This window comes from Bacillus sp. PK6-013 (assembly GCF_054161445.1).
Map to the genome: position 1 here is coordinate 3,022,589 of NZ_CP096417.1, position 16,504 is coordinate 3,039,092.

16 protein-coding genes, 1 pseudogene and 1 riboswitch are annotated in these 16,504 nt (G+C 48.6%); of the genes and pseudogenes, 9 read left to right on the forward strand and 8 right to left on the reverse strand.

The features are described from left to right. Nucleotides 1-13 precede the first annotated feature (13 nt). The 4 genes from argJ to M1E03_RS15355 all read right to left on the reverse strand — a co-directional run bounded on the left by argJ (nt 14) and on the right by M1E03_RS15355 (nt 3,787). Complete coding sequence (argJ, locus tag M1E03_RS15340; RefSeq protein ID WP_050820921.1) at nt 14-1,234, reverse strand: bifunctional ornithine acetyltransferase/N-acetylglutamate synthase; 1,221 nt, start codon at nt 1,232-1,234, stop codon at nt 14-16. Between the two features lie 19 nt (nt 1,235-1,253). Further along, nucleotides 1,254-2,291 (reverse strand): N-acetyl-gamma-glutamyl-phosphate reductase, encoded by a 1,038-nt coding sequence (argC, locus tag M1E03_RS15345; RefSeq protein WP_039072670.1) that lies wholly within the window; start codon nt 2,289-2,291, stop codon nt 1,254-1,256. 357 nt (nt 2,292-2,648) lie between these two features. Continuing rightward, nucleotides 2,649-2,957 (reverse strand): metal-sulfur cluster assembly factor, encoded by a 309-nt coding sequence (locus M1E03_RS15350; protein ID WP_003180552.1) that lies wholly within the window; start codon nt 2,955-2,957, stop codon nt 2,649-2,651. Between the two features lie 62 nt (nt 2,958-3,019). Beyond that, on the reverse strand, nt 3,020-3,787 hold the full coding sequence (locus M1E03_RS15355; protein ID WP_020450917.1) for a prolyl oligopeptidase family serine peptidase: 768 nt from the start codon (nt 3,785-3,787) through the stop codon (nt 3,020-3,022). A gap of 122 nt (nt 3,788-3,909) precedes the next feature. Here M1E03_RS15355 and M1E03_RS15360 point away from each other — a divergent pair, with 122 nt between their 5' ends. From M1E03_RS15360 to guaC, 4 genes are all read left to right on the forward strand, one after another. Then, on the forward strand, nt 3,910-4,722 hold the full coding sequence (locus tag M1E03_RS15360; RefSeq protein WP_020450916.1) for a Cof-type HAD-IIB family hydrolase: 813 nt from the start codon (nt 3,910-3,912) through the stop codon (nt 4,720-4,722). A gap of 98 nt (nt 4,723-4,820) precedes the next feature. Then, nucleotides 4,821-4,961, forward strand: coding sequence for a hypothetical protein (locus M1E03_RS15365; protein ID WP_003180548.1), 141 nt, complete (start codon nt 4,821-4,823; stop codon nt 4,959-4,961). A 1-nt stretch (nt 4,962) separates the two neighbouring features. Beyond that, on the forward strand, nt 4,963-5,151 hold the full coding sequence (locus M1E03_RS15370) for a DUF3813 domain-containing protein (protein WP_020450915.1): 189 nt from the start codon (nt 4,963-4,965) through the stop codon (nt 5,149-5,151). A gap of 176 nt (nt 5,152-5,327) precedes the next feature. Further along, nucleotides 5,328-6,308 carry a GMP reductase gene (guaC, locus tag M1E03_RS15375; protein WP_020450914.1) on the forward strand — a complete coding sequence of 327 codons (981 nt, stop codon included), beginning with the start codon at nt 5,328-5,330 and terminating at the stop codon, nt 6,306-6,308. Between the two features lie 89 nt (nt 6,309-6,397). Here the strand turns inward: guaC and M1E03_RS15380 are convergent, their stop codons facing one another. Beyond that, nucleotides 6,398-6,850 carry a BsuPI-related putative proteinase inhibitor gene (locus M1E03_RS15380; protein WP_020450913.1) on the reverse strand — a complete coding sequence of 151 codons (453 nt, stop codon included), beginning with the start codon at nt 6,848-6,850 and terminating at the stop codon, nt 6,398-6,400. A gap of 15 nt (nt 6,851-6,865) precedes the next feature. After that, nucleotides 6,866-7,708, reverse strand: a complete 843-nt coding sequence (locus M1E03_RS15385; protein WP_020450912.1) for a YitT family protein — start codon at nt 7,706-7,708, stop codon at nt 6,866-6,868. 163 nt (nt 7,709-7,871) lie between these two features. Here M1E03_RS15385 and M1E03_RS15390 point away from each other — a divergent pair, with 163 nt between their 5' ends. Then, nucleotides 7,872-8,732 (forward strand): DegV family protein, encoded by an 861-nt coding sequence (locus M1E03_RS15390; RefSeq protein WP_039072668.1) that lies wholly within the window; start codon nt 7,872-7,874, stop codon nt 8,730-8,732. A 243-nt stretch (nt 8,733-8,975) separates the two neighbouring features. On the opposite strand, the gene M1E03_RS15395 is transcribed toward M1E03_RS15390, so the two are convergent. Continuing rightward, nucleotides 8,976-9,182 carry a spore germination protein gene (locus M1E03_RS15395; RefSeq protein ID WP_020450910.1) on the reverse strand — a complete coding sequence of 69 codons (207 nt, stop codon included), beginning with the start codon at nt 9,180-9,182 and terminating at the stop codon, nt 8,976-8,978. Between the two features lie 155 nt (nt 9,183-9,337). Between M1E03_RS15395 and M1E03_RS15400 the strand changes: the two genes are divergently transcribed. After that, nucleotides 9,338-9,460: a DUF3941 domain-containing protein gene (locus M1E03_RS15400; RefSeq protein ID WP_023856637.1), complete on the forward strand. Its 123-nt coding sequence runs from the start codon at nt 9,338-9,340 to the stop codon at nt 9,458-9,460. 37 nt (nt 9,461-9,497) lie between these two features. Here the strand turns inward: M1E03_RS15400 and M1E03_RS15405 are convergent. Beyond that, a pseudogene (locus M1E03_RS15405) lies at nt 9,498-10,366 on the reverse strand (CvfB family protein). Between the two features lie 140 nt (nt 10,367-10,506). Between M1E03_RS15405 and M1E03_RS15410 the strand changes: the two are divergent. From M1E03_RS15410 to metH, 3 genes are all read left to right on the forward strand, one after another. Next, nucleotides 10,507-10,998, forward strand: a complete 492-nt coding sequence (locus M1E03_RS15410; RefSeq protein ID WP_003180528.1) for a YajQ family cyclic di-GMP-binding protein — start codon at nt 10,507-10,509, stop codon at nt 10,996-10,998. A gap of 77 nt (nt 10,999-11,075) precedes the next feature. Then, nucleotides 11,076-11,187, forward strand: a riboswitch (SAM riboswitch). Nucleotides 11,188-11,265: 78 nt separating this feature from the next. After that, the gene (locus M1E03_RS15415; RefSeq protein WP_458110498.1) at nt 11,266-13,095 is read left to right on the forward strand and encodes a bifunctional homocysteine S-methyltransferase/methylenetetrahydrofolate reductase; all 1,830 of its coding nucleotides are present in this window, start codon (nt 11,266-11,268) and stop codon (nt 13,093-13,095) included. Beyond that, the gene (metH, locus tag M1E03_RS15420; protein WP_020450906.1) at nt 13,088-16,504 is read left to right on the forward strand and encodes a methionine synthase; all 3,417 of its coding nucleotides are present in this window, start codon (nt 13,088-13,090) and stop codon (nt 16,502-16,504) included. Before M1E03_RS15415 ends, metH begins: the two co-directional genes overlap by 8 nt.

The following is a 16,504-nucleotide window of genomic DNA, read 5'->3' on the forward strand; positions in this document are numbered from 1 at the left end:
TGTGATCCCCTTTTTACGTCCGATAGCTCGCATTGATTTTGACGTATTCATAAGTTAAATCGCAGCCCCAAGCCGTACCCTTTCCGTCACCTTCCTGCAAGCGAACCTCGATTTTCACTTCGCTGTTTTCTAAATATGTTTTGGCCAGCTCTTCTGAAAACGGCTGCGGTTCGTTATTTTTAAAAAGGCATTGGCCGCCCAGGTAGATTTCTACCTTCTCCGGTGTCACAGCAGCCATGCTGTCTCCGATCGCGACAATGATTCTGCCCCAGTTCGCATCCGTTCCGTAAACCGCGGTTTTTACAAGGTTTGAGCCGACGATTTTTTTGGCGATGATTTGCGCTTCAAGATTGCTTTTCGCACCGTTCACTTCAACCTCGATCAGCTTTGTCGCCCCTTCCCCGTCTCTCGCGATTTGTTTGGCGAGGTCTGTGCAGGCAAGCTGCAGGCCTTTTTTGAAAACCGGCCAATCTTCGTGTTCTTCATGGAGGCGCTCATTTCCGGCGCATCCGTTCGCCATGACGAGCACCATATCGTTAGTCGATGTGTCGCCGTCGACTGTGATCTGGTTGAATGAAACGTCCGTAATTTCCCTTAATGCCCTTTGCAGCGCGCTTTCTTCGATGCATGCATCTGTTGTGACAAAGCCGAGCATCGTCGCCATATTCGGGTGGATCATCCCCGACCCTTTGGCTGCTCCGCCAATCGTCACTCTTTGACCGCCGATCGTCAGTTCATAGCACGTTTGTTTGATCACCGTGTCTGTCGTTAAGATCGCTTCTTCGAAATCGCCTTCGGCAGGCTCAGTCTCGGCGAGAAGGCTGATGCCTTTTGTAATGCTCTCCATATTGAGGTATTCGCCGATGACGCCGGTTGAGGACACGGCCACCAGTTCCGGCTCGATCCCAAGCATATCAGCGCTTTGGCGGCGCATCTCATATGCATCTTTTAAGCCCTGCTCTCCCGTACATGCGTTGGCATTTGCGCTGTTGACGATGACGGCTTGCAGATGCGCGCTTTTTTTGAGACTTTCCTGCGTCACCTTGATCGGCGCAGCCTGAAAGTGGCTTTGCGTATAAACGGCGGCGCTCACCGCCGGTCTTGAGCTGATGATAATTCCAAGATCCTTTTTTGAATAGCGGAGGCCGCAGTGAACCCCTTTTGCCAAATAGCCTTTAGGCGAAGCGACATTTCCGTCTGTTTTTTTTATGCTGTCTTGACTCACCTGAATCATAAGTTTGTTCTCTCCCGTCTTATGGATAAATTGGCGTAATTTCAAGCCCGGCGGTTTCGCTCCAGCCGTTCATAATGTTGAAGTTTTGAACAGCCTGACCCGCGGCTCCCTTCATCAAGTTATCGATCACTGACACAATTGTCACTCTGTTCGTCCGTTCATCAACGGTAACGCCGATATCGCAAAAATTGCTGCCGTACACCTCTTTAGTTGCAGGGAATGAACCGGGTTCTCTCACTCTGACAAAGTATGAATCTTTATAAAATTTCGAAAAAATAAGTTGGAGCTGTTCGGCATCCATGCTGTCTTTCAGTTCTGTGTAGATGGTCGCCATAATGCCCCTTGTCATCGGAACTAAATGCGTGCTGAATGTGATCGGTTTAAATGCGGAGTCCCATTGTTTAACAATCTGCTCGATTTCAGGCGTATGCTGGTGTTCGTTTACCTTATATATTTTGAAATTGTCATTGATCTCTGAAAAGTGAGTGCCCATCGACGCCTTTCTGCCTGCTCCCGATACCCCTGTTTTCGCATCGATGATGACAAAAGATTCGTTGATGCTGCCGCTTTTGACGAGCGGCGCCAAGCCGAGAAGAACCGCTGTCGGGAAACAACCTGGATTGGCTATGTACTGCGCCGTTTTAATGTCTTCCCGATTCAGCTCAGACAGTCCGTATACCGCTTTTTGAAGCACGTGTTCAGGCGCGGCTTCCCTTTTATACCACTTTTCATAGACGCTCGGGTTCTGCAGCCTGAGATCGCCGGACAGGTCAATGATCGGTATGTCATATGCATCAAACTGTGGCGTCAGCCGGCTGGATACCCCCGGAGGCGCAGCCATAAATAAAAAATCGATTTCGTTCGCAATTTTCTTTACTTCGATCGGTTGCAGGTGTTGATCTGTCAGTTTCATAAGGTGCGGGTATGCGGCATCATAGCGGGCTCCCTCATCACTCGATGAATACAATATGCATTCATCTGCATAAGGGTGCAACTTCATAATCCTCATAATCTCTGCCCCTCCATAGCCAGTAGCACCTATAATACCTATTTTCAAAACAAGTTCACCTTCTTGGTCTTTGTGAAATTATTTAACATTATAACATGAATAAAAATTAATTCAATTGTATATTTAATATTTTTTGTTCATCTTTCATATTGGTTCTTTCCTCCCGCCGGCGGTCCTTTTTCAGCGGCTTGGTCGTGCTCCGTTCCCATCTTCCCGGATTCTCCGCTTTTCAAACCGGAGAATGTGCCGGCTGGCGTTTTTGCAATAAAAAAAGAACGCTTGTACAAGCGTTCTTTTTATAACGGGAGTAGCGATCTGCCTGGATACGCCCGTGTTATCTATTACGGCGGCTCCCTTTTCAAAACAGAAAGAGCCTGTCAACGGTTGAGCAGGCTCTGGAAACGTTTATTGGATGCCAAGTGCGATTTTCGCATATCGCGACATTTTGTCCCGTGTCCAAGGCGGATTCCAGACGATATGAACGTCAACTTCCTTGACTTCGGGAATATCTGCGAGCGCTTTTTTGACTTCATCCACAATGATCGGCGCCAGCGGACAGCCCATTGAAGTCAAAGTCATAGTCACGTCAGTTTTGCCGTTTTCATCCATATCCACGTCATATACAAGGCCGAGATTGACGATATCGACGCCCAGTTCAGGGTCAACGACCTGTTCAAGGGCGCCCATGATGTTCTCTTTTAATGCTTCATCCACTCTTCCTCACTCCTTTTTTCATCAGTATAACGCACTTCTTTCATTTTCTAAACCGATAGCACTTAAAGGTGCGCATCAAACCATTCGACTGTTTTCAAAAGGCCTTCCCTTGATACTTTATGCCCGGCCCGCTCATCTTCGATAAAATGCAGCAAATCAGGCCGAGTTTCATACAGCGGAATCGTCGATTCATAGAAGCGGCGCGCCAAAGCAAACGGAACGGTGCCATCCTGTTTGCCGTGCCAAAATAAAAGCGGCCTCATCTTCAATTTGTCCGGCTGCAGACTCAAGTCAAAACGCTTCAGTTTATCGCGCTGCTGTTCGATTTGTCCTTCTGTGAAAGGAAGTTCAATTTTCTTTTCACGCATAAAAGCGAGCTGTTGATCAAAAAATTCTACATAGGCGGGACTGCCCATTAAACTGACGGCAGTTGTAATCCATTCGTATTGGGTCAAAGCGCCGAGCGTGACAATACCGCCCATCGAAGTTCCGGCGGCGCCGATACGGCCCTTTTCAATCAGGTTTTCCTGTTCAAAGTGGTTTTTCAGCACTTCGAGCTCTTTGATTTCATTCGTGACGATCTCCCAAAACCTCGGGGCGAGCTCTTCCTGAGTGAGCTGTTCTTCCCTCTCCCCGTGATAAAGAGCCTCAGGCAGGACCACGCGCATTCCTTTTTCGGCAAGCAGATATGCGAAGTGAAGGTTATGCTCTTTTGCGCTTGTAAAACCATGTATGAAGAAAACAAGAGGAAGAGCTTTCTCTTTTTTCTCCTCTTTTACAATATGCAAAAGAGGAATGTTTGAAATATATTGCTTCTCGATTATGATCACGACTGTTTCTTCCTCCTTTTAGGATGTCCATCATCATAAGTTTAACATGTAGACAATAAAGAAGGTAAAAAGATACACTATAGGTAAGTCAGAACTTTCAAATTCACAACAAAGGAGCATTTATGGAGACAAAACCATATTTAATTGCATTGGACTTAGACGGTACATTATTAAAAGACGACAAGACCATCTCGGAAAGCTCCAGCGACGTCATCCGCAAGCTGCGGGAAGATGGACATTACGTGTGCATTTCTACGGGAAGACCGTTCCGAGCAAGCTCCGTGTATTATGATCAGCTCCAGCTCGATACGCCGATCGTCAATTTCAACGGGGCGTTTGTCCATCATCCTAAAGATCAAAGCTGGGGACGCTTCCATACATCTCTTGATCTCGAGGTGGTCAAACAGATCATTGAAGTCAGCGAGACATACAACGTACATAATATCCTTGCTGAAATTGTCGATGATGTTTATTTTCATTATCATGACGAAAAACTGATTGATGTCTTTACGATGGGCAGCCCGAATATTACGGTCGGAGATTTAAGGACAAACCTCGGCCAGGATGTGACAAGCGTACTGATCCACGCAAAAGAAGAGGATGTTCCGGCGATCCGCTCCTACCTGTCAGACGTTCACGCGGAGATGGTCGATCATCGAAGATGGGCGGCTCCGTGGCATGTGATCGAACTGATTAAAAGCGGCATCAATAAAGCGGTCGGCTTAGAGAAAATCACGGACTATTACGGGATACCGCCTGAGCGGGTCATTGCCTTCGGCGATGAAGACAACGACCTTGAAATGCTTGAGTTCGCGGGCTGCGGCGTGGCGATGGGCAACGGCATCGAAGGGGTAAAAAGCGTTGCAAACAAGGTTACAAAATCAAACGAAGAAGACGGAATCGCAGTCTTTTTGAAGGACTACTTCGCTTTATAATATTATAATTTGCCATTCATAAACGGCTTTTCAAAACGGCAATACTATGAGAAGACGGCCGCACCGGACCGTCACTCGTGTTAAGGGGGAATTTCAAGATGGGTAAACGCAGCAAATCAAAACGGTTTATTCAGCAAGGCAAGGATTCGCTTAAACAGCATGCCGCCAGGTTCCCTTACCGCTCCACATTAGAAGAGGCTGAACAAAAGAGCGGCCCGACGGAATGCGGAGGGCTGTAACATGAGAAACGAACTGTTTCAAATGGCCAAAGCAGCCGTTCATGAAGCTGAAGCTTCGACGGATTCAGGCGAAAAGGCGAAAGCCGTTGCAAGAGCCAAAAACGCCCTTTCCTCGGCATACGCCAATTCAACTGATGCCGAACGGCGCCAGCTTCACGATCTTCAGGAGCAGCTAGATCAACGATCATAACAACACGCCGGCTTTTTGACAGCCGGAGAGGAGTCTGTGCCATCGGCACGGCTCCTTTTTTATGTTCAAATTTCAAAACATAAAAATTTGACATCGGAAGCAAAAGGAAGTACATTATAAAAGGCGAACATTTTATATAACAAACAAATAAATATTCGTTTTTGGGGGTTTTTATATTGGAAAACGTGTTTGATTATGAAGATATTCAACTAATTCCTGCAAAGTGCATCGTCAAGAGCCGCTCTGAATGTGATCCGTCCGTGCAGTTCGGCGGAAGAACATTTAAACTGCCTGTGGTGCCCGCCAATATGCAGACCATTATAGATGAAAAGCTGGCTGTTTCATTAGCGGAAAACGGTTACTTTTATGTGATGCACCGCTTTGAGCCGGAAACACGGATCGATTTTGTAAAAGACATGAAGGCGCGCGGTTTGTTTTCTTCAATCAGCGTCGGAGTCAAAGATGACGAATACGCGTTTATCGAAGAGCTGGTGAAAGAGAATCTCACGCCTGATTACATCACGATCGATATCGCTCACGGTCACTCGAACGCCGTCATCAATATGATTCAGCACATTAAAAAACATCTTCCGGACAGCTTCGTGATCGCAGGAAATGTCGGAACGCCCGAAGCTGTGAGAGAACTTGAAAACGCCGGCGCCGACGCTACAAAAGTCGGCATCGGTCCCGGAAAAGTCTGCATTACAAAAATTAAAACCGGTTTTGGAACGGGCGGCTGGCAGCTGGCTGCGCTGCGCTGGTGTGCAAAAGCGGCGAGCAAGCCGATCATTGCAGACGGCGGCATCCGCACTCACGGGGACATCGCCAAATCGGTCAGATTCGGAGCGACAATGGTCATGATCGGTTCGCTGTTTGCCGGACACGAAGAATCGCCGGGGGCAACGATCGAAAAAGACGGCAAGCTTTACAAAGAATATTTCGGTTCGGCTTCTGAGTACCAAAAAGGTGAAAAGAAAAATGTCGAAGGCAAAAAAATGTACGTGGAGCATAAAGGCGCGATCATGGATACGCTGACAGAAATGGAACAGGATCTGCAGTCATCCATTTCTTACGCGGGAGGAAACAAGCTCGATGCGATCCGCAACGTAGACTACGTTATCGTTAAAAATTCTATTTTCAATGGGGATCAATATTAACGGTCACAGGGCGGTGTTCAGGCAGCCGCCTTCCCTTCTGCCTGACAGCATACAAAAAGGCATCCTTCCCGGGATGCCTTTTTTGACGGCTATTTCACTTCAAACGATTTGCCGGCCCTCAAAGTTGCAAACTGTTCCGATCTTCCCAAAAATGTCACGTTTACTTCATATGTGCCGGGTTCAGGCACCTCTTTCCATACATCAGTAAAATCGTAAGACTCTTTCGGTTTGAGCGTCATCGTCTGGAACGCCTGCGTAAACATTTTTCCTTTCGAATAGCGGTACCTTTCATTCCCTTCTTTGTCGCTGACGATCAGTTCAAATTTCTGTCCGCTGCTGAATTCAAACTCTGCCACATCATCCGTATGGTTGACAACCGACATCCGAAATTCGATTTCTCCCTGCTTCTGAACGGGTTCAACCGTTAATGTTACACTCCCGTTATTCACTTCCCCTGATACCTCCTTATCGGGGACTTGATCCCCGTTTTGCCCGCATCCACCGACAAACAGCAACATTACAATCATGGAAATCAGCCGCATTCATTCACCCTTTCATTAATCTTTGCGGAAAAACCCTAAAACCTGCGTTGTCTGCACGACGTTTGTGAAAGCATTTGGATCCACTTCATTAATGATTTTTTCCAAGTCGTATAATTCGTATCTTGTAATCACAATGATCATCATTTCTTTCTGTTCATTCGTAAAGGCGCCTTTCGCCGGAACGGTTGTAATGCCGCGGACCATCTTTCCGTAAATCGCTTCTTTGATCTCCTCCGCTTTCTTTGTGACAATCATAACGGTGAGCTTGGCGTGACGGGTGTGGATGGCATCGATCACCCTGGTTGTCACATATAGTGTAACGAGCGTATATAATGCTTTCTCCCACCCGTTCAATAATCCTGCTGTTAAAATGATCGCACCGTTTAAAATAAAGAAATAGGTGCCGACCGGTTTGTCTTTCCACTTCGCCAGGATCATCGCGATAATATCCAAACCGCCCGTTGAAGCCCCGTATTTAAGGGTCAGGCCGATTCCGACCGCGGCGATCACCCCGCCGAACACGGCGTTCAGCAAAATATCGTTTGACAGGCTCGCCTCAGGGAGCATTCCTAAAAAGACCGTCGTCAAGGCTACGCTCAAAATGCTGTAAACCGTAAATGAGCGCCCGACCTTCAGCCAGCCCAGAATCCCGACGGGAATGTTTAAAATAAACAATAGCGTCCCCGTTGAAAAGTAAATCGGGCTGTACTGGTCAAGCGCACTCGATAAAAGCTGCGCCACCCCCGTAAAGCCGCTGGCGTAAACATCGGCGGGAATCAGAAACAGATTCAATCCGATGGCATTTAACAAGGCGCCGATGATGACAATGAACAATTTTTTTGCTTCAGCTATGACCATATTTAGTTCCTCCGCTACTTTCGTATATATTTGGTTTACCCTTAAAACAATATTTTGAAAACGTCAATGTAAAAATATATGATATAGTTGACCTAAAAAACGAAATATACCGAAGGACAGTTTGGCGTCCTTTTCCACCATTTTTTAGAAAGAAGGGGTTCAAATGAACGTTCACCTTTTAGCAGACAGTGCGGCAGATTTGCCGAAATCTTTTTATGATGAACATCACATCTCATTTATTCCGTTAAAGGTGCTGCTTGATGAAAAAGAGTACGATGACCTTCTGACGATTCAGCCTCTGGACGTTTATGAAGCGATGCGCGAAGGCAAAGCGCCGAAAACGTCCCAGCCGTCCATGATGCGGTTCAAGAATGCATTCAGCGAGCTGGCCGGCGAAAACAAACCCGCTCTCTATATCGCCTTTTCTTCAGAGCTTTCCGGAACATACCAGACGGCTGTGATGGCAGCAAACGAAGTCAAGGAAGAGTTCCCTGATTTCGATCTGCGGATCATCGACTCAAAATGCGCTTCATTAGGCTATGGGCTCGCGGTTAAGCACGCCCTTAAACTCGCAACTAACGGCAATACAATACAAGAAATTGAATCGTCTGTAAAGGACTTTTGCGAACATCTTGAACATATTTTTACCGTAGATGACCTGACTTATTTGGCAAGAGGCGGAAGAATCAGCAAAGCATCGGCTTTTGTCGGCGGTTTGCTGAATATTAAACCGCTCCTGCATGTTGAAGACGGCAAGCTTGTCCCCTTGGAAAAAATCCGGGGCAAAAAGAAGCTGCTCAAACGGATGATCGAATTGATGAAAGAAAGAAGCGTCGATTTGAGCGGACAGACGGTCGGCATCAGCCACGGAGATGACGAAGAGACGGCCGAAGAGGTCAAACGGATGATCGAAGCCGAATTTCAGCCGGGGGAAATCGTCGTCAACATGGTCGGTTCAGCGGTCGGCGCCCATTCCGGCCCCGGAACATTGGCGGTCTTTTTTCCGGGGAAAGACAAAAGATAAGGTAAAACAGAGGCCTGCTTGATAAAAGCAGGCCTTAGATTGTTGACAAAATCCCAAAACGGCTCTTAGTTTTGGGATTTTGTCATCCTATCAGCGTGATTGAAAACCCTTGCAGTTTAGGAAGGCCGAGCATCGGAGCGGAGCGAATGTTGCAATTCGTGAGCACCGACGCGCAGGCCTGACAACGAATGCGAGGGTTTGTCGACACGCTGAGGCCTGCTTGATAAAAGCAGGCCTTCTTCGTCAGCTGTCTTCGGTGACTGTTCCTTCAGCGGCGGCCGGTGTAAGCGCTCCATCAAGAAAACCGGCAGCCGCTGTCGCGACATCAGGACCTCCAGACCCCTCGACCACTTTTTCCATTGTGATCGGACAAATTTTGAACGCACCGCCAAAATTGACGACTCCTCCTGCCGAAACACTTTGAATGTAAACTGAGCAGCAATGTTTCATACCAAGTCTCCTTTTTTTGGGTCTTATGATATGTGTATGCTGGCGGTACAAGGAGGCATAAACTTCCCGGCAAAAAACATCGCGGTTGGGAGAGTACATAGTTTCGCCGGCAGTGTGCAAGCTAAAAGCGACATTTTGACAGGAGGTGCTTCCTCATGAAAGATGATGATAAAAAGCCAGTTGACAACAACGCCGTCAACCAGCAGAAAAACCGGCTCGCTGAAAAGAACAGACAAGCCGGTAAACACCAGGAATCAAAGAAGCCTGATCACTTGTAAAAAACCGGCGGCGTCCTCATCGGACGCCGCCTCATATTTATTTTTTCTCGTATGTCCAGCCCTCTTCCTGATAGATTTTATCCTGTTTCATCAGATAGCCGAGCGCCCTTTTAAATGCTGCTTTGCTCATGTTGAAGCGCTCTTTGATATCCTCAGGGTCGCTTTTATCCCAGAACGGCATCGCGCCGTTTCTCGTTCTCATATAAGTCAAAATTTGTTCTGCATCAACCGACAAGGCATCCTGCTTTCTTGGCAGAAGCGACAGATTAACAGAACCGTCTTCTTTTACTTTGATCACCCTTGCGGTCAGCTTTTCCCCAAGCCTCGGCTCTTCCTTTCGCTCAGAAGAATGGATAAAGCCTCTGATGCCGGTTTCGGAAATCATAAAAGAGCCTGATGCGATCAAGCGGTAGATCGTTCCGGTGAGCTCTTTATTCATCAGACCGGGTGAAGCTTCACTAAACAGCTCGCTGATCTTATCCTCCGGCGCCGGTTTGGCAAACATCCTTCCGTGCCCCGTGATTTTCAGCATACAGTACAGCCTGTCCCCTTTTTGCGGCCATACTGATTCATACGGCGGGAGATGCTCTGTCGCAACGAGGGCGTCCTTCGAGAGCCCGACATCGACGAAAACCCCCATGCCGCTGACGGCATCAACGACTTCCACCCAGCCGTACTGTTCAGCGCTGATCATCGGCTTTCTCATCGTAGCCGCTAAGCGATCTTCATGATCGACATATAAAAAGACATCGACCTCTTCTCTGTCTTCAATATCCTCCGTGATCTCGCTCTGATGCAGAAGGACCGCCGTTTCGCCGTCCGTCAAAAAGTAACCGTAATCGGCTTTATGATCTATTTTCAATGTTAGCTGCTGTCCTGGTTTCATACTGTTTCTTCCTTTCTTATCCGCCTGTTTTTCTTTTTCTTATTATTCCTCCAATGTTAAAATTATTGCCGGATCGCGGCCAGGCAAACCGCTCGATATTGGAAGTTTCACCTTATTCTACTATAATTGACTCATAAGTAAAATGGATGGAGGTTTTCACATGGCGAAAGAAAGCTCATTTGATATCGTCTCAAAGGTTGAACTGCCTGAAGTTCAAAACGCAATTCAGACCGCTCTCAAAGAAATCGGCACACGCTATGATTTCAAAGGGTCAAAAAGCAGCATCACACTCGAAGGAGACGAGCTCGTTCTCGTATCGGACGACGAATTTAAAATGAACCAGCTGAAAGACGTGCTTGTCGGCAAACTGATCAAGCGGAACGTCCCGACGAAAAACATCGAATACTCAAAGCTTGAGAACGCTTCAGGCGGCACGGTCAGACAGCGCGGAAAACTAGTTCAGGGCATCGACAAAGAAAACGCGAAAAAAATCAATAACCTGATAAAAAAATCGGGTCTGAAAGTTAAATCGCAAGTGCAGGATGATCAAGTCCGCGTAACCGGAAAAAATAAAGACGACCTTCAGCAAATCATCGCGATGGTGAGGGAAGCCGACCTGCCGATTGATGTCCAATTTATAAATTTTCGATAAATTCTTAATTTACTGTTGATTATTCTCCCGATTTTCGGTAAATTGAGTAAAAGTAATCAATAGAAACTAAATAGCTGTTCTTATCAAGAGAGGCAGAGGGACTGGCCCGATGAAGCCTCAGCAACCGGTGAATGAATATTCATGACCAAGGTGCTAAATCCAGCAAGCAGTCTGCTTGGAAGATAAGAAGACGGACAATGTCGATGAAAAGTCTTCTGCTTCACAGAAGACTTTTTTGTTTATCAAAAATGCTTAAGGGGGAAAACGATGGGTTTTTTGGAGGATATAAAAAGCAAAACGTTAATCGCGGACGGCGCAATGGGCACACTTCTGTATTCCTACGGGATCGACAGGTGTTTTGAGGAACTGAACATCTCCAAGCCCGAAGAAGTGAGACGCGTCCACGAAGCGTATGTACAGGCCGGCGCCGATATCATTCAAACGAACACGTACGGCGCAAACTTCATCAAGCTGTCCAGATACGGGCTCGAAGACGAAACAAAACAAATCAACGAAAAAGCGGTCCGTCTCGCCCGCTCCGCCGCCGGTTCTGCTTATGTTCTCGGTACGCTCGGCGGAATCCGGACGTTCAACAAAAACTCGTATTCTCTCGAGGACATTAAAAGAAGCTTCCGCGAACAGCTCTATCTTCTGTTAAATGAGCAGCCGGACGGACTTCTGCTCGAAACCTATTATGATTTAGAAGAAGCGCGCGAAGTTTTAAAGATTGCCAGAAAGGAAACAGAGCTGCCGATCATTTTGAATGTCTCAATGCACGAAGAGGGCGTTCTTCAGGACGGAACCCCGCTTGCGGACGGTCTGAAGCAGCTGGCATCCCTCGGCGCAGAAGTCGTTGGCATCAACTGCCGCCTCGGCCCTTATCATATGATCAGAGCGCTTGAAGAAGTCCCGCTTTTAGAAGACGCCTATCTTTCCGTCTATCCCAACAGCAGCCTCCCGTCCCTTGTCGAAGGCAGGCTTGTTTATGAGACAGATGATGAATATTTCAGGGAAAGCGCGGAGGAATTCCGCAATCAAGGCGCACGGATCATCGGCGGCTGCTGCGGAACCACGCCGAACCACATCAGGGCGATGGCTGAGGCAGTCAAAGGGCTTCCTCCAGTCACCGAAAAGCACGTGAAAATCAGAAAGAAAGCGGCGCTTGCTGTTCAAAACGAAAGGACAGAGCCCGTTCTCGACGATCTGGCCAAGCAAAAACGGTCCATTATCGTCGAACTCGATCCTCCAAAACAATTAAACTTTGAGAAATTTTTGCACGCCGCTAAAGAGCTTAAATCAGCCGGAATCGATGCACTGACATTGGCGGACAACTCGCTTGCCACACCGAGGATCAGCAATGTCGCCTGCGGCGCGCTCTTAAAACAGCGCCTCGATATGAGGTCGCTGATCCATATTACATGCAGAGACCGCAACCTGATCGGCCTGCAGTCCCATCTAATGGGGCTCGATACACTGGGGCTGTCAGACGTGCTGGCGATTACCGGCGATCCGTCGAAAATCGGCGACTTTCCGGGAGCGACTTCCGTCTATGATCTGACATCGTTCGATTTGATCAGCCTGATCAAACAGTTTAACGAAGGCTTGTCATATTCAGGTAAACCGCTCGGCAAGAAAACAAATTTCTCAGTGGCGGCCGCCTTCAATCCGAATGTCAGACACATTGACAAAGCGGTGAAACGGCTTGAGAAAAAAATCGCCTGCGGCGCAGACTATTTCATTTCCCAGCCTGTCTATTCAGAGGAGCAGCTCATCAAAATCCACGAAGAAACAAAGCATCTTGAAACACCGATCTATATCGGCGTCATGCCGCTGACCAGCAGCCGCAACGCGGAATTCATCCACAACGAAATCCCCGGCATCAAACTGTCCGATTCAATCCGCGAAAAGATGGCGCTGGCGGGAAATGACAAACAAAAACAGGCCGAGGAAGGGCTCGCGATCGCCCGCTCCCTGCTTGATGCGGCGTGCGACCTGTTCAACGGCATTTATCTGATCACACCGTTTTTGCGGTCTGATTTAACCGCCGAACTGACGGCATATATCCACCAGAAAGAAAAGGAGAAAACAAATGTCTAACATCAATGACCAGCTGAAGAAAAAAATCCTCGTCCTTGACGGTGCGATGGGAACGATGATCCAGAATGCCGGTTTGTCCGCCGCTGACTTCGGCGGCGAGGCCTATGAAGGGTGCAATGAATTTCTAAGCATCACGGCACCTCATATCATTCAGGGCATCCACGAAGCCTATCTGGCCGCTAAAGCCGATATCATCGAAACCAATACATTCGGAGCCACACGGCTCGTTCTGGACGAGTACGACCTCGGGCAGCGCGCCTATGAAGTCAACCTCGCTTCAGTCAAACTCGCCAAAGCGGCCGCCGAAAAGTTTTCCACACCTGAATGGCCAAGGTTTGTCGCCGGCGCGATGGGTCCGACGACAAAAACCCTTTCCGTCACCGGCGGCACGACCTTTGACGAGCTGATCGATAATTACGAGGAACAGGCAAGAGCGCTGATCACAGGGGGAGCCGACCTCTTGCTGCTCGAAACGAGCCAGGATATGCTGAACGTTAAAGCGGGCTTTATCGGCATCAGGCAAGCCTTCGAAAAAACCGACAAAACCCTTCCCCTCATGGTATCAGGCACGATCGAACCGATGGGCACGACACTGGCCGGCCAGGATATCGAATCGTTCTATATCTCACTCGAGCATATGAAGCCGGTCAGCGTCGGTTTAAATTGCGCGACGGGCCCGGAATTTATGACAGATCACATCAGAACCCTTTCTTCCCTTGCGAGGACGGCCGTCAGCTGCTATCCGAATGCCGGCCTCCCCGATGAGGAGGGACAATACCATGAATCACCGCAATCGCTCGCGAAAAAAATCAAGGCGTTTGCAGAAGAAGGCTGGCTGAACATTGTCGGCGGCTGCTGCGGAACGACGCCCGCCCATATTGAAGCGCTGGCCGATGAAGTAGCCTCGCTGCCGCCGCGGACGGTCCCTTCGGAAAAAAAGCCGCACACCGTCTCAGGGATCGACGGACTAATTTATGAAGAAACGATGCGTCCCCTTTTTGTCGGGGAGCGGACAAATGTCATCGGATCGAGAAAATTCAAGCGGCTGATCGCTGAACAGAAATTTGAGGAAGCATCCGAAATCGCGAGAGCCCAAGTGAAAAACGGCGCCCATGTCATCGACATCTGCCTTGCAGACCCGGACCGCGATGAAGCGGAAGATATGGAAGGCTTCTTAACAGAAGCGATGAAAAAAGTAAAAGCCCCGTTTGTCATCGACTCGACGGACAAAACGGTGATTGAAAAGGCGCTGAAATACTCACAGGGAAAAGCGATCATCAATTCGATCAACCTTGAAGACGGCGAAGAACGGTTCGCTGACATCCTCCCGCTCGTCAAACAGTTCGGAGGGGCACTCGTCGTCGGTACGATCGATGAAGAGGGAATGGCGGTCACCGCGGAAAAGAAGCTGGCCGTCGCCGTCAGGTCGCATCAGCTGCTCACCGAAAAGTACGGAATACCGGCCAGCGATATCATCTTCGATCCGCTCGTCTTCCCTGTCGGAACAGGTGATGAACAATACATCGGCTCAGCTAAAGAAACGATCGAAGGCATCCGCCTCATCAAAGAGCGGCTCCCTGAATGTTTAACGATTCTCGGCGTCAGCAACGTCTCATTCGGTCTTCCGCCCGTCGGCCGGGAAATCTTAAATGCTGTATTCTTGTACCACGCAACACAGGCCGGGCTTGATTACGCGATCGTCAATACGGAAAAGCTTGAGCGGTTCGCTTCCATTCCTAAAGAAGAAGTCGAAATGGCTGAAAAACTTCTGTTTCACACTGATGACAAAACGCTCGCATCCTTCACTGACTTCTACCGCGGAAAGAAAAAAACGGACAAACAGCCGAAAACATCTCTTTCCCTGGAAGAGCGCTTGGCTGAGTACGTCATCGAGGGTACAAAAGAAGGCTTGATTCCCGATCTCGAACAAGCGTTGAAAAAATTTGCCGCCCCGCTCGACGTGATCAACGGTCCGCTTATGGACGGCATGGCGGAGGTCGGACGGCTGTTTAACAACAATGAGCTGATTGTCGCTGAAGTGCTGCAGTCGGCAGAAGTCATGAAAGCTGCCGTTTCCTTTCTCGAACAGTATATGGAAAAGAAAGACGACAGCGGCAAAGGAAAGATCGTTTTGGCAACCGTTAAAGGCGATGTCCATGATATCGGCAAAAACTTAGTCGACATCATTTTAAGCAACAACGGCTACAAGGTTGTCGATCTTGGGATTAAAGTGACACCGCAGGAATTAATTGAAGCGGTCCGCAAAGAGAATCCCGATATCATCGGTCTGTCCGGCCTGCTCGTCAAATCGGCGCAGCAAATGGTCGTTACAGCGCAGGACCTCGACAAAGCGGATATTTCCATCCCGATTATGGTCGGCGGAGCCGCGCTTTCAAGAAAGTTCACGAACATGAAAATTTCGCCTGAATATAAAGGGCCGGTTTTATACGCGAAGGACGCCATGGACGGCTTATCGCTCGCCAATCAGCTGCGGACGGACCCGTCGCAGTTTCTCGAGAAAAAAGAAGCCGCTGCACCCGCCGCCGTCGCGGAGAAAAAGCAGACGAAAGCCGTGATTGAAATGCTTGAAAAACGGGCGCACGTTCCGCAGGCGCCGGTCTTTCAGCCGGAAGACTTGAAGCGGCACTATTTGAAAAACATCGACCTTTCCTATATCGTGCCGTATGTCAATGAACAAATGCTGCTCGGCCATCACCTCGGCTTGAAAGGAAAAGTCAAAAAGCTCCTGGCTGAACAGCATCCGAAAGCACTGGAGCTGAAAGAGCTGATTGACGAGTTGCTGAGAGACGGGAAAGAGCACGGCTGGTTCGACCCCGCCGTCGTCTATCAATTTTTCCCCGCGTACAGCGACGGGGATTCGCTCCATATTTTAGACCCCGGGAACAAAGACAGCATCCTTGAAACGTTTGTTTTTCCTAGGCAGGAAAAGCTTCCGTACCGCTGTATTTCCGATTATGTCCGACCGAAAGGAGAGCTCGATTATGTCTCGTTCTTTGCCGTGACAGCGGGCAGACATGTAAGAGCAGCCGCAAACCGCTTTAAGGAGGAAGGCGACTACTTGAAAAGTCATGCGGTACAAGCGCTTGCTCTTGAGCTGGCCGAAGGACTCGCCGAACGGACGCACCAAGTTATCCGCGACCGCTGGGGCTTCCCTGATGCACCAGACTTCACGATGGAACAGCGTTTTCAGGCGAAATACCAGGGACAGCGCTACTCCTTCGGATATCCGGCCTGTCCGAATCTCGAAGATCAGGAAAAACTCTTCAGACTCATCCAGCCTGAAGGAATCGGCGTTCATTTAACAGATGGCTTTATGATGGAGCCCGAAGCTTCCGTATCAGCGATCGTTGTCTCCCATCCGGAAGCCAGATATTTCAATGTTCATTAA

Bases quoted from the DNA above. Each gene is read 5' to 3' on its own strand.
- argJ (WP_050820921.1), bottom strand. From the start codon at position 1,234: ATGATTCAGGTGAGTCAAGACAGCATAAAAAAAACAGACGGAAATGTC.
- M1E03_RS15390 (WP_039072668.1), top strand. From the start codon at position 7,872: ATGAACGTTCACCTTTTAGCAGACAGTGCGGCAGATTTGCCGAAATCT.
- M1E03_RS15410 (WP_003180528.1), top strand. From the start codon at position 10,507: ATGGCGAAAGAAAGCTCATTTGATATCGTCTCAAAGGTTGAACTGCCT.
- M1E03_RS15385 (WP_020450912.1), bottom strand. From the start codon at position 7,708: ATGGTCATAGCTGAAGCAAAAAAATTGTTCATTGTCATCATCGGCGCC.
- M1E03_RS15415 (WP_458110498.1), top strand. From the start codon at position 11,266: ATGGGTTTTTTGGAGGATATAAAAAGCAAAACGTTAATCGCGGACGGC.
- metH (WP_020450906.1), top strand. From the start codon at position 13,088: ATGTCTAACATCAATGACCAGCTGAAGAAAAAAATCCTCGTCCTTGAC.
- M1E03_RS15360 (WP_020450916.1), top strand. From the start codon at position 3,910: ATGGAGACAAAACCATATTTAATTGCATTGGACTTAGACGGTACATTA.
- M1E03_RS15370 (WP_020450915.1), top strand. From the start codon at position 4,963: ATGAGAAACGAACTGTTTCAAATGGCCAAAGCAGCCGTTCATGAAGCT.
- M1E03_RS15380 (WP_020450913.1), bottom strand. From the start codon at position 6,850: ATGCGGCTGATTTCCATGATTGTAATGTTGCTGTTTGTCGGTGGATGC.
- M1E03_RS15400 (WP_023856637.1), top strand. From the start codon at position 9,338: ATGAAAGATGATGATAAAAAGCCAGTTGACAACAACGCCGTCAACCAG.
- M1E03_RS15365 (WP_003180548.1), top strand. From the start codon at position 4,821: ATGGGTAAACGCAGCAAATCAAAACGGTTTATTCAGCAAGGCAAGGAT.
- M1E03_RS15395 (WP_020450910.1), bottom strand. From the start codon at position 9,182: ATGAAACATTGCTGCTCAGTTTACATTCAAAGTGTTTCGGCAGGAGGA.